Annotated in this window: 24 protein-coding genes, 1 pseudogene and 1 riboswitch; of the genes and pseudogenes, 12 read left to right on the top strand and 13 right to left on the bottom strand. The window is 61.7% G+C overall.

The genetic code is table 11. The features are described from left to right. Positions 1-3 precede the first annotated feature (3 nt). From ACIPOO_RS05945 to ACIPOO_RS05930, 4 genes are all read right to left on the bottom strand, one after another. A complete protein-coding gene (locus ACIPOO_RS05945) occupies positions 4-942 on the bottom strand; it encodes a MerR family transcriptional regulator (protein WP_274132706.1) in 939 nt (312 codons plus the stop codon). Between the two features lie 3 nt (positions 943-945). After that, positions 946-1926 (bottom strand): YbgA family protein, encoded by a 981-nt coding sequence (locus ACIPOO_RS05940; protein WP_400605047.1) that lies wholly within the window; start codon positions 1924-1926, stop codon positions 946-948. Between the two features lie 467 nt (positions 1927-2393). Next, complete coding sequence (locus ACIPOO_RS05935) at positions 2394-2612, bottom strand: TIGR02450 family Trp-rich protein (RefSeq protein WP_400605045.1); 219 nt, start codon at positions 2610-2612, stop codon at positions 2394-2396. Continuing rightward, positions 2609-3595 (bottom strand): NAD(P)/FAD-dependent oxidoreductase, encoded by a 987-nt coding sequence (locus ACIPOO_RS05930; protein WP_400605043.1) that lies wholly within the window; start codon positions 3593-3595, stop codon positions 2609-2611. Before ACIPOO_RS05930 ends, ACIPOO_RS05935 begins: the two co-directional genes overlap by 4 nt. A gap of 300 nt (positions 3596-3895) precedes the next feature. Between ACIPOO_RS05930 and ACIPOO_RS05925 the strand changes: the two genes are divergently transcribed. Further along, positions 3896-4798, top strand: a complete 903-nt coding sequence (locus ACIPOO_RS05925; RefSeq protein WP_400605041.1) for a TIGR01777 family oxidoreductase — start codon at positions 3896-3898, stop codon at positions 4796-4798. A gap of 13 nt (positions 4799-4811) precedes the next feature. Beyond that, the gene (gene hemH / locus ACIPOO_RS05920; RefSeq protein WP_400605039.1) at positions 4812-5840 is read left to right on the top strand and encodes a ferrochelatase; all 1029 of its coding nucleotides are present in this window, start codon (positions 4812-4814) and stop codon (positions 5838-5840) included. Between the two features lie 133 nt (positions 5841-5973). Here hemH and ACIPOO_RS05915 read toward each other — a convergent pair whose 3' ends face one another. Both ACIPOO_RS05915 and upp read right to left on the bottom strand, forming a co-directional pair. Then, positions 5974-7254, bottom strand: a complete 1281-nt coding sequence (locus ACIPOO_RS05915) for a uracil-xanthine permease family protein (protein WP_400605037.1) — start codon at positions 7252-7254, stop codon at positions 5974-5976. Further along, positions 7254-7892: a uracil phosphoribosyltransferase gene (gene upp, locus ACIPOO_RS05910; protein WP_274132699.1), complete on the bottom strand. Its 639-nt coding sequence runs from the start codon at positions 7890-7892 to the stop codon at positions 7254-7256. Before upp ends, ACIPOO_RS05915 begins: the two co-directional genes overlap by 1 nt. A gap of 199 nt (positions 7893-8091) precedes the next feature. Between upp and ACIPOO_RS05905 the strand changes: the two genes are divergently transcribed. The 4 genes from ACIPOO_RS05905 (at position 8092) to ACIPOO_RS05890 (ending at position 10071) form a co-directional block, all read left to right on the top strand. After that, positions 8092-8649: a hypoxanthine-guanine phosphoribosyltransferase gene (locus ACIPOO_RS05905; protein ID WP_274132698.1), complete on the top strand. Its 558-nt coding sequence runs from the start codon at positions 8092-8094 to the stop codon at positions 8647-8649. Positions 8650-8652: 3 nt separating this feature from the next. Further along, positions 8653-9132, top strand: coding sequence for a WbuC family cupin fold metalloprotein (locus tag ACIPOO_RS05900; protein WP_274132697.1), 480 nt, complete (start codon positions 8653-8655; stop codon positions 9130-9132). 92 nt (positions 9133-9224) lie between these two features. Further along, the gene (locus tag ACIPOO_RS05895) at positions 9225-9716 is read left to right on the top strand and encodes a hypothetical protein (RefSeq protein ID WP_400605034.1); all 492 of its coding nucleotides are present in this window, start codon (positions 9225-9227) and stop codon (positions 9714-9716) included. A 67-nt stretch (positions 9717-9783) separates the two neighbouring features. Then, complete coding sequence (locus tag ACIPOO_RS05890) at positions 9784-10071, top strand: PA4642 family protein (RefSeq protein ID WP_400605032.1); 288 nt, start codon at positions 9784-9786, stop codon at positions 10069-10071. Between the two features lie 113 nt (positions 10072-10184). On the opposite strand, the gene mqo is transcribed toward ACIPOO_RS05890, so the two are convergent. Beyond that, on the bottom strand, positions 10185-11690 hold the full coding sequence (gene mqo, locus ACIPOO_RS05885; RefSeq protein WP_400605030.1) for a malate dehydrogenase (quinone): 1506 nt from the start codon (positions 11688-11690) through the stop codon (positions 10185-10187). A gap of 729 nt (positions 11691-12419) precedes the next feature. Continuing rightward, on the bottom strand, positions 12420-12653 hold the full coding sequence (locus ACIPOO_RS05880) for a hypothetical protein (protein ID WP_274132692.1): 234 nt from the start codon (positions 12651-12653) through the stop codon (positions 12420-12422). 216 nt (positions 12654-12869) lie between these two features. On the opposite strand from ACIPOO_RS05880, the gene ACIPOO_RS05875 reads away from it, so the two are divergent. After that, positions 12870-13451: a YajG family lipoprotein gene (locus ACIPOO_RS05875; RefSeq protein ID WP_274132690.1), complete on the top strand. Its 582-nt coding sequence runs from the start codon at positions 12870-12872 to the stop codon at positions 13449-13451. A gap of 174 nt (positions 13452-13625) precedes the next feature. On the opposite strand, the gene ACIPOO_RS05870 is transcribed toward ACIPOO_RS05875, so the two are convergent. Next, the gene (locus ACIPOO_RS05870; protein ID WP_274132689.1) at positions 13626-13829 is read right to left on the bottom strand and encodes a hypothetical protein; all 204 of its coding nucleotides are present in this window, start codon (positions 13827-13829) and stop codon (positions 13626-13628) included. Positions 13830-13963: 134 nt separating this feature from the next. On the opposite strand from ACIPOO_RS05870, the gene ACIPOO_RS05865 reads away from it, so the two are divergent. Further along, the gene (locus ACIPOO_RS05865; RefSeq protein WP_274132688.1) at positions 13964-14233 is read left to right on the top strand and encodes a hypothetical protein; all 270 of its coding nucleotides are present in this window, start codon (positions 13964-13966) and stop codon (positions 14231-14233) included. Positions 14234-14376: 143 nt separating this feature from the next. Here ACIPOO_RS05865 and ACIPOO_RS05860 read toward each other — a convergent pair whose 3' ends face one another. After that, complete coding sequence (locus tag ACIPOO_RS05860; RefSeq protein WP_400605026.1) at positions 14377-15540, bottom strand: 1-acyl-sn-glycerol-3-phosphate acyltransferase; 1164 nt, start codon at positions 15538-15540, stop codon at positions 14377-14379. Positions 15541-15656: 116 nt separating this feature from the next. Here ACIPOO_RS05860 and ACIPOO_RS05855 point away from each other — a divergent pair, with 116 nt between their 5' ends. From ACIPOO_RS05855 to ACIPOO_RS05845, 3 genes are read left to right on the top strand one after another with little or no spacing between them, the layout of a single operon-like run. Then, positions 15657-15839, top strand: coding sequence for a CPXCG motif-containing cysteine-rich protein (locus tag ACIPOO_RS05855; protein ID WP_274132686.1), 183 nt, complete (start codon positions 15657-15659; stop codon positions 15837-15839). Then, complete coding sequence (locus tag ACIPOO_RS05850; RefSeq protein ID WP_400605215.1) at positions 15839-16099, top strand: DUF2007 domain-containing protein; 261 nt, start codon at positions 15839-15841, stop codon at positions 16097-16099. The genes ACIPOO_RS05855 and ACIPOO_RS05850 overlap by 1 nt, the downstream gene beginning before the upstream one ends. A gap of 51 nt (positions 16100-16150) precedes the next feature. Beyond that, complete coding sequence (locus ACIPOO_RS05845) at positions 16151-16774, top strand: SOS response-associated peptidase (protein WP_400605024.1); 624 nt, start codon at positions 16151-16153, stop codon at positions 16772-16774. A gap of 127 nt (positions 16775-16901) precedes the next feature. Here the strand turns inward: ACIPOO_RS05845 and ACIPOO_RS05840 are convergent, their stop codons facing one another. Both ACIPOO_RS05840 and ACIPOO_RS05835 read right to left on the bottom strand, forming a co-directional pair. Next, positions 16902-17645: a methyl-accepting chemotaxis protein gene (locus ACIPOO_RS05840; protein WP_400605213.1), complete on the bottom strand. Its 744-nt coding sequence runs from the start codon at positions 17643-17645 to the stop codon at positions 16902-16904. A gap of 111 nt (positions 17646-17756) precedes the next feature. Further along, positions 17757-17960, bottom strand: a pseudogene (locus ACIPOO_RS05835) (HAMP domain-containing protein); the annotation flags it as partial. Positions 17961-19337: 1377 nt separating this feature from the next. Here ACIPOO_RS05835 and ACIPOO_RS05830 point away from each other — a divergent pair. Further along, entirely contained in the window at positions 19338-20156 is an 819-nt protein-coding gene (locus ACIPOO_RS05830) for a M48 family metallopeptidase (protein WP_274132683.1), read from the top strand. A 164-nt stretch (positions 20157-20320) separates the two neighbouring features. Here ACIPOO_RS05830 and ACIPOO_RS05825 read toward each other — a convergent pair whose 3' ends face one another. Continuing rightward, complete coding sequence (locus tag ACIPOO_RS05825) at positions 20321-20905, bottom strand: TMEM165/GDT1 family protein (RefSeq protein ID WP_274132682.1); 585 nt, start codon at positions 20903-20905, stop codon at positions 20321-20323. A gap of 90 nt (positions 20906-20995) precedes the next feature. Next, a riboswitch (yybP-ykoY riboswitch) is annotated at positions 20996-21115 on the bottom strand. Positions 21116-21118: the final 3 nt, after the last annotated feature.

Below are 21118 nucleotides of genomic sequence, written 5' to 3'. Positions count from 1 at the left end.
TCCTTAGATGAGCCCCAGCCGCTGCAAGGCGGTCTGGGTGGTCAGCGGGTCTTCGGCAAGGGTGAGTCCGGCGACCTCACTGACAGATACGGTCAACTCGGCCGAATGGATGCGCACCGTCGGTCCGATAATCAGTTTCGGGCAATCGATGTTGTTCAGCAGGCGCGGCAACTGACTCAGGTTCAGTGACTTGCTGGAGTACAAGAGCACCGCGCGAGGCTTGAGATGTTCGCAGGCCAGGCCCAGCTCGCCCGGCGGCACCGGCCAGTCGAAGACTTCCACGGGGCAGTCGGCGCTGCTGATCAGCCAGGCGGTCAGCCACAGATGCGGCTCCAGCGGGACATCGGACTGATTGATCAACAGGAATGGCGCACCACTGACCTGGCGGTTGTTGTGGTACAGGCGTGCGCCGAACTTGCTGCGCAGCCAGGAGTAGAAGAACACCCGCTCCATCTGCGCGCCGAACTGACCTTGCCAGCGTTGCTCCAGGGCGGCCAGCAACGGCAGCAACAATTGCTCGCACAGCGTGCGCGGCGGGTAGAGCGACATGGCCTGGTTGACGGTTTCGTCCAGCTTGCGCTCGGCCAGGTTGCTGATCGCTTGCAGGAGCGTCTGGCGCAGCCGGTCCCAGTCGCTTTCGACATCGGGAGGCGGCGTCTGCTGGCTGTCGATCAGGTTCTTGACCTGGCTGACGGCCACGCCGCGATTGAGCCAGGTGAGGATGGTCAGCACCCGCTCGACATGTTCGGTGCTGTACAGACGGTGCCCCTTGGGCGTGCGATGGGGGACGATCAGGCCGTAGCGACGTTCCCAGGCACGCAGGGTCACGGCGTTGACGCCGGTCAGGCGCGCCACCTCGCGGATCGGCAGCCAGCCGTGTTCGATGGCCTGGGCGTATTCGTGCGGATCGTCGGCGAGGGCTTCTGGATTGGAATTGTTCATGGGTCAGATCGCATTGCGCAGGCTGAGGTTTTCCGGATGCGGTTGCAGGTAAACCTGTAGCGCGATGTAAGGGTCCGGGTGTTGGCGAAAGTGGTGCTTGAGCAGCGTCAGCGGCACTACCAGCGGCACGATGCCTTGGTGGTACTGGTTGATGAGCCCCTGGATTTCCTGCTTGTCGGAAGCGCTGATGGTTTCGCGCAGGTAGCCGCAGATGTGTTGCAGGACATTGGTGTGGGTGCGGCGGGTGGCCGGTTTTTTCAGGGCGGTCATCAACTCGCTGAAATATCGCGGGGCGATCTCGGCGGGGTCGCTGCGCCCCATGTTGCCCAGCAGGCTGCCCAGCGCCTTGTACTGCATGGGGTCGTTGGCCATCAGCTGGTACTTGTAGCGCGAGTGAAACTCGGTGAGCGCGCGGCGGGTGATGCCGGCTTTGAGCAACTCTTGCCAGGCGGCGTAGGCGAATACCCGGGTAATGAAATTCTCCCGAAGCACGGGATCATTCAGGCGCCCGTCTTCTTCCACCGGCAGGTTGGGGTGCTGCTCGCAGAAGGCCTGGGCGTAGATGCCACGGCCCCCTTCGTCGAACGGCGCGCCGTTGGGGCGATAGACCTTGACCCGCTCCAGGCCGCAGGACGGGGATTTCTGCATGAAGATGTAGCCGCAGATGTCGTCCATTTCCTTGGCCATGTGCGTGCCGTAGTCGGCCAGCGGTTGGGTGACGTTCATGTCCTCGTGGACAGTGCCCACCGCCTGCGGGTGCGCGGGATCGCCCACCAGGCGGATGGCTTCGCGAGGGATACCCATGCCGATGGCGACTTCAGGGCAGGCGGGGACGAAATCGAAATATTCGTTCAGGGCGCGGGTGAGCAGATGGGATTCCTTGTGCCCGCCGTTGTAGCGAACCTCGACTCCCATCAGGCAGGCGCTTACGCCCAGTTTGGGTCTGGATGTGTGTTGCGGCGATTGATCCGCAGGCGTGGACATGGCAAAACCTCGATAAGCGACTTGTACAACTTGTAATGGTTGTACAACTTAGCTTCATCATAGGTTTAGACTTGTACAAGTCAAATTATTTGTACAAGGTTTTTTGCGGTGCCCTGGACAGTGTAGGAGCGCGCTTGCCCGCGACGGCGGTTGTGCACCCGACACATCTCCATCGAATGTACCGCCCATTCGCGGGCAAGCGCGCTCCTACGGTTTTGGCTATGCCAAGAATATGGAACTGATCCAAATCCTGTAGGAGTGAGCTCGGTCTGGGCCGCATTCGGACGATGGCGTCCGCAAGATCGCCGACGCCGGCAAGCCGGACTGCTACGGATCGGTGTTCGCATCTTTCGCATCTGTAGGAGCGCGCTTGCCCGCGATGGCGACCTTGAGATCCTTCCCGCCGGCAAGCCGTGCTGCTAGGGGTGGAGGCGGCGTTGGGCCATTTCGTAAGAAAGGCAAACAGCTCAGAGCTTCCAGCCCATCAGCCAGCTCTGATCATCCTGCAGCACCTGCCAGGCCATTCGCTCGCTGCGTTTGGTGAGCACGGCCTGCAATTCGACCTCCAGCACGGTGCCTTCTTCATCGCAGAAGAGCTCGGTAACCAGGAAGTGTTTCTCGCGGTTTCGGGGATGGGCTGCTGTCCATTTCGACAGCAGCAATTTGCGCGGGTTGAGACGATTCACTTCAGGTGTTCAAGCAAGCGACGTGCTGCCTCCTGGCCGCTGAGCCATGCGCCTTCGACACGCCCGGACAGGCACCAGTCGCCGCACACGTAAAGGCCCAGATCCGGATCGGACAGGGCGCCGACTTCGCGTCCTCCGGCAGGGCGGGCGTACAGCCAGCGGTGGGCGAGGGTGAAGGCCGGGGCGGGCATTGCGCAGTTCATCAACTCGGCGAAGGCCCCGTGCAGATGGTCGATCACCTGTTCCTTGGGCATGTCCAGGTGCTGGCGGCTCCAGGCGCTGGTCGCGTGCAGCACCCAGGTGTCCATGCGGTCGTCGCGGCCGGGTTTGCTGCGGTTGCGGGCCAGCCAGTCCAGCGGGCTGTCTTGAACGAAGCAGCCTTCGAGCGGTGTATCGAGTGGGGTATCGAACGCCAGCGCGACCGCCCAGGTCGGCTCCATCTTCACGCCCGCCACCACACTGGCGAGCTTGGGCACCGAGGCCAGCAGGGTCGAAGCCTGCGGTGCGGGGATGGCGATGACCACCTGACTGAAGGGGCCGTGGGTGCGGCCATCGGTGTCGATCAGGTTCCAGTGCTCTTCGCCCCGGAAAACTTCGGCGATGCGGCAGGAAAACGTGACCGGCATGTCGCCAAGCATGGCGCGGGTGATGGCGCTCATGCGCGGCGTGCCTACCCAGCGGACCTGTTCGTCCGGGGACAGGCTGAGCTGGCCGCCGTGGAAGTTGTACAGCAGCGGCGCCCATTCGGCGACGTGACCTTCGGCCTGCCACTGCTGAACGGCAGCGGCAAAGCGGCGGTCGCGGGCCGTGAAGTATTGCGCGCCCATGTCGAGCGAGCCTGCATCGCTGCGCTTGCTGGACATCCTGCCGCCCGGGCCGCGGCTCTTGTCGAACAGGTGAATGCCATGCCCGGCGGCTTGCAGCGCCCGGGCGGCAGAGAGTCCGGCGATGCCGGTACCGATGATTGCGATGGGTACAGTCATGGGGGCCTCGTTACCTTGTCTGCACAGACTACGCCGTCGTTGAAACCTGTACAATTCTGTTTTTCGGTATAACTTGGCGTCCTTCGACGTTCAGGACGCAGACCGCTCTGGCGATTAATCTTGAGTCTGACGCTTCACGAAAAACGTTCAACTCTACGAACGGATTAATCGAACGGATGCGGATGAGGTCGTTCTCTATAGCGTGGCCTATGGTTCAACAATGCGCTTCGTTCAGAAGCACTTTGTTTGTGAAGAAATAGACTACTGATTTGCGACGAACGCCACGCGAGGAACTCAGTCATGCACATCTTGCTGACCGGCGGTACAGGTCTGATAGGTCGTCGGCTTTGTCGGCACTGGCTCGATCAGGGCCATCAATTGACGGTCTGGAGTCGCAGGCCCGAACAGGTCGCGCGGCTGTGTGGCGCTGGCGTGCGCGGCATTGCCCATCCGGACGATTACGGCAGCCAGCCGGTCGATGCCGTCGTCAACCTGGCCGGTGCGCCTATTGCCGATCGCCCCTGGACCCGCAAGCGCCGGCTGCTGCTGTGGGACAGCCGCATCACCCTCACCGAGCAACTGGTGAGCTGGCTTGAGCGGCGAGAGCAGAAACCCGCTGTATTGATTTCCGGCTCGGCCGTGGGCTGGTATGGCGATGGTGGCGAGCGTGAGCTGGATGAAAACGCCGGGCCCGTCAGCGAAGATTTCGCCAGCCAGCTTTGCATCGCCTGGGAGGAAACGGCGCAGCGGGCGCAGGCGCTGGGCATTCGCGTGGTGTTGCTGCGAACCGGGCTGGTGCTGGCGCCTGACGGCGGCATGATGCAGCGGCTTTTGCCACCGTTCAAAATGGGTCTGGGCGGGCCGATTGGCAACGGGCGCCAGTGGATGCCGTGGATTCACATCGATGACCAAATCGCTGCGATTGATTTTCTGTTGAACCGTGAAGACGCCGAAGGTCCTTATAATGCCTGCGCGCCATCACCGGTTCGCAATCGTGATTTCGCCAAAACCCTGGCCGAGATCCTGCACCGCCCGGCGTTCATGCCCATGCCCGCTCTGGCCTTGCGGGCGTTGATGGGCGAGTTGTCGATTCTGCTGTTGGGCGGCCAGCGCGCACGCCCGGCCCGGTTGCAGGCTGCCGGGTTCACTTTCCGATTCACCGAGCTGCACGCGGCCCTGGAAAACCTTTTGGGCCGCCACTGACATAAGGTGTTGCATGACCGATCACGCACTACTGCTGGTTAACCTGGGCTCGCCGGCCTCCACCGAGGTCGCGGACGTACGTCGTTACCTCAACCAGTTCCTGATGGACCCCTATGTCATCGATCTGCCGTGGCCGGTCCGGCGCCTGCTGGTGTCGCTGATCCTCATCAAGCGCCCGGAGCAGTCGGCCCACGCCTACGCCTCGATCTGGTGGGACGAGGGCTCGCCACTGGTGGTGCTCAGCAAGCGTCTGCAACAAGCCATGACCCGAGAGTGGACCCAAGGCCCGGTGGAGCTGGCGATGCGCTACGGCGAGCCGTCGATTGAAACGGTGCTGACCCGGCTGGCGAGCCAGGGCATCAAGAAGGTCACGCTGGCGCCGCTTTATCCGCAGTTCGCCGACAGCACGGTGACCACGGTGGTCGAAGAGGCCCGGCGGGTGATTCGCGATAAAAAGCTGAGTTTCGATCTGGCGCTGCTGCCGCCGTTCTTCAATCAGCCTGAATACCTTGATGCATTGGTGGAGAGCGTGCGTCCGCATCTGACACAGGATTTCGATCACCTGTTGCTGAGCTTCCACGGCTTGCCCGAACGACATATCACCAAGCTGGACCCTACCGGCAGTCATTGCTTCAAGAACGGCAATTGCTGTGAGAACGCGACGCCTGAAGTCCTTGCCGTGTGTTACCGCGCGCAATGCATGCGCTCATCGGCTGAGTTCGCCAAGCGGATGGGACTGCCCGATGGCAAATGGTCGGTGTCGTTCCAGTCGCGACTGGGCCGCGCCAAATGGATCGAACCCTACACCGAGGCGCATCTGGCCGAACTGGCGGGGCAGGGGGTGAAGAAGCTGCTGGTGATGTGCCCGGCGTTCGTTGCCGATTGCATCGAGACACTGGAGGAAATTGGTGATCGCGGGGCCGAGCAGTTCAAGGAAGCGGGGGGCGAGGAGTTGGTGTTGATACCGTGCCTCAATGACGACCCGAACTGGGCGAAGGCTTTGAATACGCTGTGTGAGCGTGCGCCAGCCATGAGGGTATAAGCGCGATTGCGTCTGTACACTTGGGATTGATGGTGTTCGGTCCACCGATGTCGCGGGCAAGCGCGCTCCTACAGGTTTGCTTTTGTAGGAGCGCGCTTGCCCGCGATGGCGTCATGACAGACGCTGCAGAACCTTACGGCATCTGATCATCCAGACGCTTGTTCTTCCAGCCATCGTTGCCCGGCAGGATCAGGTTCAACAGAATCGCGGTCACCGCACACAGCGCAATGCCTTTCATGCCGAAGTCATCCGGGCCGTTGCCGGTGCCGATCAGTACGCCGCCAATGCCGAACACCAGCGTCACTGACACGATCACCAGATTGCGTGCCTCGGCGAGATCGACCTTGTGGCGAATCATGGTGTTCAGGCCCACAGCGGCGATGGAGCCGAACAACAGGCACAGGATGCCGCCCATCACGGGTACCGGAATGCTCTGCAGCAGCGCGCCGAACTTGCCGACAAACGCCAGGGTGATGGCGAATACCGCCGCCCAGGTCATGATCTTCGGGTTGTAGTTCTTGGTCAGCATCACCGCGCCGGTCACTTCGGCGTAGGTGGTGTTGGGCGGGCCGCCGAACGCGCCGGCCACCGTGGTGGCGATGCCGTCACCGAGCAGGGTGCGATGCAGGCCAGGCTTTTTCAGGTAGTCGCGACCGGTCACGCTGCCCACTGCAATCACGCCGCCGATGTGTTCGATGGCTGGCGCCAAGGCGACCGGCACGATGAACAGAATGGCCTGCCAGTTGAACTCAGGCGCAGTGAATTTCGGCAGTTCCAGCCATGGCGCTGCGGCGATCTTCGCCACGTCCACCACGCCGAACCAGAACGACAGCGCGAAACCCACCAGCACGCCGGAGATGATCGGCACCAGGCGGAAGATGCCCTTGCCGAACACCGCGACGATCAGCGTGGTCAGCAGAGCTGCCATGGAGATCGAGATCGCGACGTGGTACGGAATCAGTTCGGCTGCGCCGTCACCGGTCCTGCCCATGGCCATGTTCGCGGCAATGGGTGCCATCGCCAGGCCAATGGATATCACCACGGGACCAATCACCACCGGCGGCAGCAAGCGGTCGATGAATCCGGTGCCCTTGATCTTCACCGCCAGGCCCAGGAAGGTGTAGACGAAGCCTGCCGCCATCACGCCGCCCATGGTCGCCGCCAGGCCGAACTGGCCCTTGGCAAGAATGATCGGGGTGATGAATGCGAAGCTGGAAGCCAGGAAAACCGGCACCTGACGGCCTGTCACCACCTGGAAGCACAGCGTGCCCAGACCTGCGGTGAACAGCGCAACGTTGGGATCAAGCCCTGTAATCAATGGCATCAGCACCAGCGCGCCGAAGGCCACGAACAGCATCTGCGCACCCGACAGCACGGTGCGCCACAACGGGTCGTTGAACTCATCCTGCTTCATCAGGCGTCCTTCTGCTTGGTGCCGAAGATCTTGTCACCGGCATCGCCCAGGCCCGGAATGATGTAGCCGTGCTCGTTCAGGCGCTGATCGACGGATGCGGTATACATCTGCACGTCCGGGTGAGCCTTCTCGACCACCTCGATGCCTTCGGGCGCCGCCACCAGCACCATGGCGCGGATGTCCTTGCAGCCGGCTTTCTTCAGCAGGTCGATGGTGGCGACCATCGAGCCGCCGGTGGCGAGCATCGGGTCGATGATCAACGCCAGGCGCTGGTCGATTTCCGGCGCGAGCTTTTCAAGGTAGGTGTGCGCTTCGAGGGTTTCCTCGTTGCGCGCCACGCCCACGGCGCTGACCTTGGCGCCCGGGATCAGGCTGAGCACGCCCTCGAGCATGCCGATGCCGGCGCGCAGGATCGGCACCACGGTGATCTTCTTGCCAGCGATCTTCTCGACCTGAACGGTACCGGCCCAGCCCTGAATGTCGTAGGTTTCCAGCGGCAGGTCCTTGGTCGCTTCGTAGGTCAGCAGTGCGCCGACTTCCTGAGCCAGTTCACGGAAATTCTTGGTGCTGATATCAGCACGGCGCATAAGGCCGAGCTTGTGACGGATCAGCGGATGGCGGATCTCACGAATGGGCATAGGGGGAAGGCTCCAGCGGGCGGGCAAAAAAAACGGCTTAGATTAATCTATTCAGCTGTAACTTGTCTTACCGGTTAGGTTCAGCTTTCTTACATTAATGGGACGTCAGTTCTACGTTAGTCCAGAAACGCTTGCTCTGACGAAGCCGGATGCGTACCTTTGCCCGCTTTTCCTTACCCAGCCCCCCTTGGAGAGCGTCATGTCCGCTGATCTCGAGCATATCCGTCAAATCATGCGCGAGGCTGACTGCCTGTACACGAACGACGAAGTCGAGGCGTCCATCGCCCGCGTTGGCGAGCAAATCAACAGCGTGCTGGCCGACCGCAACCCGGTCGTGTTCTGCGTGATGAACGGCGGTCTGATTTTCGCCGGCAAGCTGCTGACGCATCTGAACTTCCCTCTGGAAGCGTCCTACCTGCACGCCACCCGCTACCGCAACGAAACCAGCGGCGGCGAGCTGTTCTGGAAAGCCAAGCCGGAAGTGTCGTTCATCGACCGCGACGTGCTCATCATCGACGACATCCTCGACGAGGGTCACACCCTGGGCGCGATCATCGACTTCTGCAAACACGCCGGCGCCCGCGCCGTGCACACCGCAGTGCTGATCAACAAGGATCACGATCGCAAGGCGCGTCCTGACCTGAAGGCCGATTTCGTCGGCTTGCCATGCATCGACCGTTACATCTTCGGTTACGGCATGGACTACAAAGGCTACTGGCGCAATGCGGCCGGTATCTTCGCCGTCAAGGGGATGTAAGCCATGAGCGCGCCACGTTACATGGATGCATCGCTGTTCCAGGGGCTTGCTGGCAAGGCAAAGGACAGCCCCCGTGGGCGCGCTCATCACAACTTCCACGAGATGGAAGAGCCGTGCCATCGGATGATGGTCGGGATGCAGCCCGAAACCTACATCCCGCCGCACCGTCATCTGAGCCCGGACAAGGCTGAAGCCTTGCTGGTGCTCAAGGGCAAGCTGGGCCTGCTGGTTTTCAGTGAGCAGGGCGAGCTGCTGGACAAGCGCGTGCTCGAGGCCGGTGGCGAATGCGTGGGCGTCGATCTGTCGCCCGGTGTCTTCCATGCCCTGGTGGTGCTGGCCCCCGACACACTGATGTTCGAGTGCAAGGCCGGTCCTTACCGCCCGGTCAGTGAAGCGGAGATGGCCCACTGGGCGCCTCGCGAAGGCGACGCCGGAGTGGCCGCCTATCACGCCTGGATGCTGGCACAGTTCGCCGAAGCCTGATCGACGCCCCTGACCCCCGTCGCGCTGCAGCCGGCAGCGAAACCCGTTGTGCCCCATGCTAGAGTGCTCCCCTGTTTTCCTGGGGAGCCACCATGTCTTTGTCATTGCGCCGTCGAGCTGCGTTGCTGGCCCTGTTGTGCCTGCCACTCAGCGCTCCTGTTTTTGCCGAACCCATGCACGCCCAGTACCTGCCGCCCGACGAGTTGTCGGTGCGCGAGGGCGAACCCGAGCAACAGCAATTGCTGCAGATCACCGACTATACGGTGGTGGTCGGCAGCCAGCGTCAGTCCAACCAGCAGCCGATTCCGGTGACGTCTCCCTTGAGCCTGAGCCTCAAAGGCAAGCCGATGAACAAGGGTGCGACCATCGCGCAGGTCTTGATTCACTTCGACGGTGAAAGCAAAAGCCTGAAAAAACCGGCCTACGATGAGCCGAGCCGGACCCTGACCCTGTACTACCCACCGAGCCAATACCGCGTGCTGGTCGATCTGCTGCGCAATGAAAAGGTCTACGTCCAGTTCCTCAGCTACGCCAACGGGCATGTCTGGGCCGATCTGCACACCGGCAGCGTACGAGCGCGTTGAGCCCGGGACCGGGCGAGGGGTAAACTGCCCGCCCCGTGAATGTCTTGCAAGTCAGTTGGAGTCAGCAATGCGTAAAGATAAGAAGCAGGTGATTGGCGATGAAATCGGCGACGCCCAGATCAAGCTGTTCCTGGATTTCGAACCGGCCGATGCCACTTCGCCGTCGCTGCACAAACTGATCAAGGCCTACCGTGGCCTGCGTATCGATGACTTCGAGCGTTTTCTGGCGTTCTTCAAGGAAGCCGGCTACGACCTCGATGGCAAGGACGAACAGGGCAATGATTTCGTCGCGATCATCAAGGATCAGCGTAACGCCGAAGACTATATCGAGCTGATCGAGAAGGCCCGAGACTGATCGCAACGCAAGTTGCGCAGTGGGCGAGTGATGCGGATGTCGATGCAAAACTGAAAGCCGCGCTGCGTGGGCGTGGCTTTCAGTGATCTCACTGATTCAGGACAAGCCCTGAATCAAGCGAAGCTTGCCGCCTGGCTGCTCGAAACCAGGTCCAGGCTCTCGTCGCTCTGGGCGCTGACACGCTGGTACAGCTGCGCGTCGGTTTCCAGGGCTTTTTCCCGAGCCGGGAAGATTTCGTTCAGTTTGGCGGCCCATTCGGTGCGGGCTTTCTCTGGGAAGCAGCGTTCGATCAGGTCGAGCATGATCGAAACGGTCACCGAGGCGCCCGGGGAGGCGCCCAAAAGCGCTGCAAGGGAACCGTCCTTGGCCGAAACCAGTTCGGTACCGAATTGCAGGACACCGCCTTTCTTCGGATCTTTCTTGATGATCTGCACGCGCTGACCAGCCACCTCCAGGCGCCAGTCTTCGGCTTTGGCTTCCGGATAGAAGCGACGCAGGGCATCCAGACGCTGTTCCATCGACTGCCGCACTTCGCTGATCAGGTACTTGGTCAGGTCCATGTTGTCGCGGGCGACGGCCAGCATCGGCGCAATGTTGGCGGCGCGGATCGACAGCGGCAGGTCCATCAGCGAGCCGTGCTTGAGGAACTTGGTGGTGAAGCCGGCGTACGGGCCGAACAGCAGGGAGGTCTTGCCGTCGACGACGCGGGTGTCCAGGTGCGGAACCGACATCGGTGGCGAACCCACGGCGGCCTGGCTGTAGACCTTGGCCTGGTGGCGCTTGACCACTTCAGGGTTGTCGCAACGCAGCCACTGGCCGCTGACCGGGAAGCCGCCGAAACCCTTGCCTTCTTCGATGCCCGACATCTGCAGCAGCGGCAGGGCCGCGCCGCCGGCGCCGAGGAACACGAACTTGGCGTCGATTTCGCGGGTGCCGCCGCTGTTGACGTCCTTGATCGTCACGCTCCAGCCGTCGCCTTTGCGGGCAAGGCCGGTGACGCGCTTGCAGTACTTGACCTGCGCATCGGGTGCGCTGGACAGGTGCTTGAGCAACTGGTTGGTCAGGTTGCCGAAGTTCACGTCAGTGCCATGCATGACGCGGGTGGCGGCAATCGGCTCGTCGGCCGGGCGGCCCGGCATCATCAGCGGCATCCACTCGGCCAGCTTGGCCTTGTCTTCGGTGTATTCCATGGACGCGAAGGCGTGGTGCTTGTGCAGCGCCTCGTAGCGTTTCTTCAGGAACGACATGCCTTTTTCGCCCTGAACGAAGCTCAGGTGCGGCACCGGCGTAATGAAGGAACGGGCAGAGCCAAAGCTGCCTTTGCGCGCCAGATACGCCCAGAACTGCTTCGAGACTTCGAACTGGGTGTTGATGTGGATCGCTTTCTTGATGTCGATCGAGCCGTCGGCCGCCTGCGGCGTGTAGTTCAGCTCGCACAGGCCTGCGTGGCCGGTACCGGCGTTGTTCCATGGATTGGAACTCTCTGCGGCACCGGAATCCATCAGCTCGACGACTTCGAGTTTGAGGCTCGGATCAAGCTCCTTCAGCAGCACTGCGAGGGTGGCACTCATGATGCCGGCCCCGACAAGTACTACATCCACTGCTTCGTTATGCGCCATTAACGCGTCTCCAAAATCTGCAGCACCAAATTGACGACATGGGATCCCGAGGTCAGTTGCCAGGTGTGGGCGTCGCGGTCTTCGCGGGGTGCCTTTCACGACCTGGCCGGGTCGTCATGTCCGATTCTTCGCAATTCTTTGCACTTGCTCGCACGCCTTCATCGGGCCTGGGTCGATGCTCTTATAGAGAGCATGAACTCATTTTTTGGCCCCGACAGCCATTCGACCATCGTCAAGACGTCCGGTCATGCAGCCCGATCCGTAACGGAAAGGGCTCAGGCTCCGGTTGAGGAGGCTGCGTTGCGCGCGGTCCTGTGCAAGGGGGCTGGGTCAGACGCTAATGGTGCATTTACAAACGCGTAACTATTCATTTGCTCGCCACACTCTTGTGAAGTTGTGAAAACCCGTTTTTTTCACGCTCTTTTGGAGACGCGAACCTCAAAAAAGGCTGCGCGATGGCAGCACTGGCAGATCATGTTCCAGCACAGTGTGGGCATTGGCGTGGGCGAATGGTTCGAGCGAATCGAGTTTTTTCGCACCAGCAAGGCGGACACACGACGCTGCACGTGTCTGTGTGGAAGGCTCTCTGTGGGCGATACGGAGGTGTTGATAACGGCATCAACGGTGCTGCGAGGCCCGATCAGGAGACGTCCTTATAATCGGGGGGAGATTATAGCGATGAAACGCGCAGAATTGATCCAGTAAAAATGACTTTTATTCGCCGTTCGGTCAGATGCTGAGCAATTGGCGGGCGGTAATCGCACGCGGGCGTGGACTGACCCGTACGTTGGACGGCAGGGGCTGGTGCAGCCAGCTCAAGCGGGCCTCGCTGATTTCCACCCAGCCGCTGCCTTGTGGCTGCGCTGCGCAGTGCTTGAACGCCATGCAGACGCCGTGCTGATCCAGGCGGGCGAAGTGGCGATACCGGCGACGTGGCGAGAACAGAGACCAGAGAAAGTCCATGGTCGGACTCCTTGTTGGGGGCTGTGAAAATTATGTCGTGCGGCGATGACATCCCTGTGACGAGGTGATTGCACATTGAAGTTTTACAGCGACACGGCGCCGTCATGATGCGGAACCGGTGCGATGGCATTTTGTCTTATCTTTACGCTAGTGAGCGGCCACAGGAGGTCGTTATACTGCGGCACATTTAGTGCCTTGGCCCATGGAGAAATGAGCATGTTGCGTCGTGTTTTGTTCGGTTTGCTTGCTGTAGGCAGTCTGACGCTGGTGGGTTGTGCCCACAGCCCGCAGTCACTCAACCCGCAACCCAAGCTGAACAGCCAGCTGGCGCCGGTCGGCCATGGTCAGCAAGTGGTGGTGCGCGTGGTGGACGGTCGCCAGTCGCAGACCTTGGGCACCCGTGGCGGCCTGTACCCTGAAACCAGCTCTATCACCGTCAATGGCCAGCAACTGGTGCCGCAGTTGCAGGCTCAGGCCGAAGCGGCCGTGCGCCTGCTGGGCTTCACCCCGGTTCAGGGCGGCAACGGCCCGCAGTTGACCATCACCCTGGCTGACCTGAAGTACCAGTCGCCGAAAGAAGGCCTGTACGTGACGGAAGCCAACATCAGCTCGACCTTCCGCGCTGACGTGCAGAACAATGGTCGCAGCTACAGCGGTCGCTATGCCGCCTCGCTGGACCAGCGCTTCGGCATGGCGCCCAACGAAGAGACCAACACCAAGCTGATCGGCGATGTGCTCAGCGATGCGCTGACCCGTCTGTTCCAGGACCAGACCATCGGTCAGATGCTGGGCCAGTAAGCCTCAGGATCGCTACGAAAAAGCCCCGGTATCGCGAGATGCCGGGGCTTTTTGCGTTCTGACGCGGCTCCCGTAGCAGCACGGCTTGCCGGCGGGGGCGTCGTGTCAGTCGATGCGTCTATCGCTGACCCACCGCCCCGCCGGCAAGCCGTGCTGCTACGGAGTTCGTGGGTGTCAGGCGGCCTGGTAGAAATCCAGAAAGCTGAACCCCGTCTGCAGGTCAACCTCGGGCAGGTCGTGATGCTGGTGCCCGCCCAGCGCGCAATAGACCAGCCAGTGGCGGTCCTGGACGTTGAAAGCCAGGCCATCGATCAAGGCTTGTTGTTCGTCGCTTTCGGCGATGAGGTAGAGGCGATCCTGGTTGCGGGCGTGCAGCATGACGGGCTCCGTGTCGGGTGGGGTGGGGCTACACAGTGACCGGTTCAGGTGACGTTAAGGTGACACGCAGTACCGTTATCGTCAGTTGCAACCGAATCTGCCGCGCCTCTTCGCCAGGCGCCCTCGAGGCCCCCATGTCTGTCCTCTCGCAATCTCCCGGGATCATCCTCAACCTGTTCGCATTGCTGGCTGCCGGCCCCGGCATCTGGCTGCTGCACACCACCCGCAGCCGGGAGCAACGCGAGACCTCGCACCTGAACAGCCTCACCGAGCAGGCACCTATCGACGAGCCGATGCACCTGATGGACGTGGCAACGCTGCGCATGATCCGCCAGAGCTACCGCATCGGGGCGGCGTGCCTGGCGTTTGCGCTGGCGTTGTCGTGGGTGAGTACCAAGCTCTGAAGATCGGGGATGCTCGCCCCGGCATTGCCGACAACTCATAACCTGTGGGAGCTGGCTTGCCAGCGAATGCAGAGTGTCAGACGACGCAGCATTGAATGACACACCGATTCGCTGGCAAGCCAGCTCCCACAGGAGGTAATGAGTCAGAGAGGCAAGCCGGCCTTGACCCGATACTGATTGCGCACTGGTGTCGCATATTGCAGCACCAGGTAAGGCCGGTGTTCGGCCGGGCAACCTTCCAGGCGGCGCTGCCATTCTTCCCTGGCGCGCTCCAGTTCTTCTGCCGGGAACACCTGGGCAGCACTTGGCACGTTCAGTTCAGGGTCGGCGTCGACCCATTGTGCGTAGGCCAGGTAATGTACCGGGAACAGGCGATAGCCGCCCAGGATCTGCTTGTCCATTTCCACCGCCAGTTGCTTGGTGTCTTCGAACAGCCCGGTGACCGGCGGGGCAAAGTTGACGTGCACCCGGCCTTTGTAGCCGGTGATGCCCAGTGCGATGCTGACGTCATCCTCCCCCGGCGCCTTGGTGTAGCTGCCGGTCGTGGCACGGATATACAGCTCGCGGGCCTTGGCGTGGTCGCATGGGTCATATTCGTAGCTGATCGACACCGGCGTCAGGTTCAGCGACTGGATGACTTCGCCGAACGGCTCGTCCTTGCGGCTCATGTGGAACATCTTGAGGATCGCCGATTCGGTGCGATCGTCGCCATCTTTGGCGCGTCCTTCGGCCTGGGCGATCCAGATCGAGGCGCAGTCATTGCGGATGGAGTGGTTGATGTAGGCCGACAGCAACTGATAAGCCGCCATCTTTTCCCGGCGTCCGGCGATGGAGCGATGCACGATGAAGCTCTTGTTCAGGCGCATCAGGTCGCTGACGAAGGGTTTTTGCAGCAGGTTGTCGCCAATGGCGATGCGTGGCGTGGGCAGGCCCGCGTGGTACACCGCGTAGTTGACGAACGCCGGGTCCATCACGATGTCGCGGTGGTTGGCCAGAAACAGATAGGCCACGCCCGACTTGAACTGCTCGACGCCGGTGTAGGTCACACCATCGGTGGCACGTTCGATTGTGTGGTCGACGTAATGCTCGACCTTGTCCTGCAAGGCCGCGACCGACTCGATACCGGCAAACTGACGGCGCAGCTTGCGCGCGATGGCCGGCTGCAGCACCCAGCCCAGGGAATTGGCCAGGCGCGGAAAGCGGAAATGCGTGAGGATCGACAGGAACGCCTTGTCACCCAGCAGCCGGTCGAGAACGGCTTTTACTTCGGTGTCGTCGTACGGTCGGATGGCATCGAATTCGCCCATCATGCTCTCTTTCAGGAAACGGCTAGGGTAAAGGTAGGTCAGGCTCAGATGCTGAGATAGTGGCCGGACCGCAAACAAGTCGGCGATTATACGCAAAACTGCGCCCGGAGACTGTGATGCAGGAAATACAGGACTATGACTGCCCTTATTGCGGCGAACCGGTCGAAGCAGTGCTGGATCTTTCAGGCGGCGACCAGACCTACATCGAAGATTGTCCGGTGTGTTGCCGGCCCATCATTTTCAGCCTGCACACGGACGGGGAAGACTGGACGCTGGACGTGCGTAGCGAGAATGAATGATGCGCAAGATCTATGAGCCGGAAAACATGATGGAAGGCGAGTTGCTGCAGTCGATGCTGGCCAGCGAAGGCATCAAGTCGCATATCAGCGGGCGCCACCTGCTGGGCGGGGTTGGCGAGTTGCCGGTGTTCGGTTTGCTGGGTCTTGCGGTGGACGATGAGCAGGCCGAACGGGCGCGGCAGTTGATCACTGAGTACAATGGCGCCTTCGTGCTGCCCGGTGAGGAACCTGACAGCTATCCCGATGTGTTGTTGTGCTGAAACCGGTACGGCGTCGCTTCATCCGCTTACAAGACGAGTTGGCCCCAACCCATGTGTGGACGTTATGCCCTGTTTCGCTGGACGCCAGCCTTTGCCGCCTTGCCCGGATTTCCCGCAGGCCAGCAGGCGCAATGGAACATTTCTCCGGCCGATTCGGTGCTGATGATTCGGGCAGGCGAGGAGGGAGGTCGGGAAGTGGCCCAGGCCCGCTGGGGGCTGACGCCGCCCTGGCTCACTGACATGTCCCGCACCCCGGCCCATGCCCGGGCTGAAACCCTGGCCGAGCAACCGATGTTTCGGCAGGCGTTCCGCGAACGCCGCTGCCTGCTGCCGGCAAACGGCTTCTATGAATGGCGCGGTACGGTGCGCAAGCGTCCGTTCTGGCTGACGCCGGGGGAGGGTTCGTCGCTGTACTTCGCGGCGATCTGGGAGGCGTATCCGGTTGAGGGCCACACCTATCTGAGTGTGGCGGTGGTCACCCAGCCTGCGATGAACCAGCGCCGGCCGCTGATTCTCGACGAGGAAGGCCAGGCCCAGTGGCTGGACCCGAACAGCTCGCTGATCACCCTGCAATCACTGCTCGCCGTCCCGCAGGCACCGCTGCGCGAGCGGCCATTGGCCAATCTGGTGAACGATCCCAAGCTCAATGCGCCGGAGTGCCTGACGCCGCTTTAAGGCTCACGGAGAGCGATTGTAGGAGCGCGCTTGCCCGCGACCGCGGTGTGCCGGTGACAAATATGTCGTCTGACACAGCGCCGTCGCGGGCAAGCGCGCTCCTACAGTTTTTGGCAAGCCTGTCCCATCAAACCCTGAACTGATTGATCAACCGCCGCTGCTGCTCCGCCAGCTTGGTCAGTTCCGCGCTGGCCTGGCTTGATTCATCCGCGCCGCCGGCCACTTCGTTGGCGACCTGGCCGATATTGATCACGTTGCGGTTGATGTCGTCGGCCACTGCACTCTGTTCCTCGGCAGCGCTGGCAATCTGGGTGTTCATGTCGTTGATGACCGACACCGCCCTGGTAATGCTTTCCAGCGCCTGGGCGGCCTCGGCAGCGTGGCCCACGCTTTCGTCGGTCTTGGTCTGGCTGTCTTCCATGACCTTGACCACCTGCCGCGTGCCGGTTTGCAGTTGCTGGATCATGCTCTGGATTTCTTCGGTCGCCTGCTGGGTCTTCTGCGCCAGGTTGCGAACCTCGTCCGCCACCACCGCAAAGCCGCGACCCTGTTCGCCCGCACGGGCCGCCTCGATGGCTGCGTTCAGGGCCAGCAGGTTGGTCTGCTCGGCGATGCCACGGATGGCCGTCAGGATCGCGTTGATGTTCTCGCTGTCCTTGGCCAGGGTCTGGACCACGCCCACCGCACGGCCGATTTCCACCGCCAGTTCGCTGATGGAGTTCGAGGTGTTGTGCACGATGCGCATGCCCTGGTTGGCCGCGTCGTCGGCATGGTTGGCGGCTTGCGCGGCCTGGGTAGCGTTGCGCGCCACGTCCTGTGCGGTGGCGGTCATTTCGTGAACGGCGGTGGCCACCAGATCGATCTCGGCCATCTGTTTGTGCACGCCCTTGTTGGTGCGGATGGCGATGTCGGCGGTGTGCTCCGAGGAATCGCTGACCTTCTGCACCGAGGTCACCACCTGGGTAATCATCGCCTGCAGCTTGCCCAGGAAGGTATTGAAGCCGCTGGCGATGGCCCCCAGTTCGTCTGCACGGTCGCTGGTCAGGCGGCGGGTCAGGTCACCTTCGCCCTTGGCGATATCGTCGAGCATGGCAACCATCTGCTTGAGCGGACGGGCGATGCCACGGCCCACGAGCCAGACGATCAGCAGGCCCAGTGCCGCGATCACCAGGCCTACCACGGTCATGCCGAAGATGTCGGTGTCGCGCTGGTGCGCCAGGTCTTTCTGCAGCTTCTGCAGGTCAGCCATGACCGCATCGACCGGCATGCGGATCATCAGGGTCCAGCGGGCGTCGGTGTTGCCGATGCCGAACGGCAGGTACAGCTCGATGTGGCCGTGCTCCTTGTCGATGTCGTAACGCACTTCGCCTTTGGTGAGGGTATTGAGGTTGGCGACTTCGTTGGCGTCCAGAATCTCGCTGGCCTTCTCGCCCAGCTTGCTGGTGTCCTTGGTGTAGGCCACCAGCCGGCCGTTGGTGGCGATCAGGGCCAGGTCGCCTGCGCTGTTGTAGAGCTTCTTGTCGGCGTTCTCCAGCATGTCCTGGATGAAGTTCACCGACAGGTCGGCGCCGACGATGCCCTGGAACTTGCCATCGACCATGATCGGCTCGATGAAGGAAGACAGCATGACCATCTTGTCACCGACTTTGTACGGTGCCGGGTCGATCACGCAGGGCTTGCGGGTTTCACGAGAGCACAGGTAGTACTCGCTGGAGCGGATGCCGGTGGACAGGACCTTCTGGTCTTCAAGGCTTGCGAGTTTTTCCAGGTTGAAGGTGCCATCCGGTTTGCGATACCACCAGGCCATGAAGCGGCCGTCCTTGGGGTCGACGCCGGTAATCGGCGCTTCGGCGTAGGCCGCGTCATTGTGATCCAGTGCGTTGGGTTCCCAGCCAATGTAGGAGCCCAGAATCTTCGGGTTGCGCACCACGGTTTCGTGCAGCACGTTGAGCAGTTGCTCGCGAGTGACTTTGAGTAGCGGCTCGCCCTTGGCGTCTTTCATCCCGATGACGGCGTTGGTGGTGGCAAGGCCGGCGGCCGTCTGCAGCGGCGCTTCGAGTTCACGCTGGATCTCGCTGGCCTGGGTGCGGGCGATGGCGGTCAGGCGTTCTTGAATGGCCTGTTCGAACTGCTCAGAGGTGCGGTGCTCCACCAGTTCCTGGGTGCGGGCGCCGGAAAACAACGAATAAATCACGAGGGCCGCAACGACGCTGAGGACGATGGCACCTGCCAGCGCGGCAACCGAAAACTGGATCGACTTGAACTTCATAGGGGCTCCGGACGTGGAATTACGCCTGAATGGGCTATCGCCCCGGCGGTGTTTTCCATGAGCCGCAATCCGACGAAATGGCCGTTTTCGATCGCTATTGGTCGTTATTGGATATGTGGCCCGAATGCCCGGATTCATTGGGCTTCGGCCGTCCAGAAAGAGAGACGGTCAGTGTTTCAATCCTGTTACGTTAACGGCAGATTCTGATGTCTGTTTATATGGCAATCCGCTGCCATCTGGCACATGAGTGCCGTACCGCCTAGGATGGGCGCCATGTTTCCACGGAGATACAAAATGCGTCAGACCTTTGCTCTATGTGCGCTGAGTGCCGCGCTGCTGGTTGCAGGCTGCCAGTCCGTCAATACCACCAGCGGAGATTCGGTGGGCGTCGAGCGCAAGCAGTACATGTTCAGCATGCTGTCGACCGACCAGGTCAACCAGATGTATGCCCAGTCCTATCAACAGACGGTCAGCGAAGCCACCACTAAAGGCGTGCTCGACAACAGCAGTGCCGAGGCCAAGCGCGTGCAGAACGTTGCCAAGCGCCTGATCGCCCAGGCGCCGAAGCTGCGGCCTGATGCTGCCCAGTGGCAATGGGAAGTGAACCTGATCAAGAGCGACGAGTTGAACGCCAACTGCGGCCCGGGCGGCAAGATCATCGTTTACAGCGGGCTGATCGACACGCTCAAGCTGAGCGATGACGAACTGGCCGCGGTCATGGGGCATGAAATCGCCCACGCCTTGCGTGAGCACGGTCGCGAGGCGATGTCCAAGGCATACGGTGTGCAGATGGCCAAGCAGGGCGCCGGGGCATTGCTGGGCTTGGGCCAGGACAGCCTGGCGCTGGCCGACACGGTGGTCAACTACAGCCTGACCTTGCCCAACAGCCGGGCCAATGAGAACGAAGCCGACCTGATCGGCCTGGAGCTTTCGGCGCGTGCCGGCTACAACCCCAATGCCGCGATCACCCTGTGGCAGAAGATGCAGGCCCAGGCCGGTGCTTCGCAGCCTGAGTTCATGAGCACTCACCCGGCTTCGACCAACCGGATCGCTTCGCTGCAGGCAGCGATTCCGAAAGTGATGCCGCTTTACGAGCAGGCGCCGAAGTCTTGATGACACTCGTTGGGTGATGATCGTTCCCACGCTCTGCGTGGGAACGCCTCCCCGGACGCTCTGCGTCGATGGTGACGCAGAGCGTCACAGGCAGCATTCCCACGCAGAGCGTGGGAACGATCAGCGACGCCGGCAAGCCGGACTGCTACGGGAGAGTCGCTGGCTTAGACCCAGCCACTCACCTGCATCGCCTTGTACACCGCGACGATCGCCAGGATGAAGAACGCACCCGCAGCCAGGCGGCGAATCAGCGTCAGGGGCAGTTTTTCCGCTGCGAAATTACCCGCCAGCACCACCGGAACGTTGGCCAGCAACATGCCCAGCGTTGTGCCCAGGATCACCAGCCACAGGTAGGAATACTGCGCCGCCAGCATCACGGTTGCGATCTGCGTCTTGTCACCGATTTCGGCGAGGAAGAACGCGATCAGCGTGGTCAGGAACGGGCCGAACTTGCGGCCGGTGTTGGCTTCATCGTCGTCCATCTTGTCCGGCACCAGCGTCCAGAGCGCCGTGGCGGTGAAGCTTGCGGCCAGGATCCAGTGCAGCATGGCGTCGGAGAAGAAACTGCCGAACCAGGCACCGACGGCACCGGCTGCGGCGTGGTTGGCCAGCGTGGCCGCGACAATACCAGCGATAATCGGCCAGGGCTTGCGAAAGCGGGCTGCGAGGATAAGCGCGAGGAGTTGGGTCTTGTCACCGATTTCTGCCAGTGCGACGACGGCGGTGGGGACCAACAGGGATTCCAGCATCAGGATTTTCCTAAGGGGCGGGTCGACACGGCTATGACACGTACAGCCTCCCCGCCCCGGGTCAGGATGTTCGTGTCATAGGTCTTGTCAAACCGCCGATCCGTCTATGCGGATCTGGGGTCGCACGCACCATGGTCTGAGGACCAAGTATGTTGATGCGCGCCATACGAGCAAGGGGCTCGCGGGAGACTACTCCCCTAGGACGGTGCGGAT

It is taken from the genome of Pseudomonas sp. NPDC090201 (assembly GCF_044746825.1).
In the GTDB taxonomy this organism is placed as follows: Bacteria; Pseudomonadota; Gammaproteobacteria; order Pseudomonadales; family Pseudomonadaceae; genus Aquipseudomonas; species Aquipseudomonas putida_AD.
Note: the sequence above shows the minus strand (reverse complement) of the source record. Positions and strands in the feature narration are given on the sequence as shown.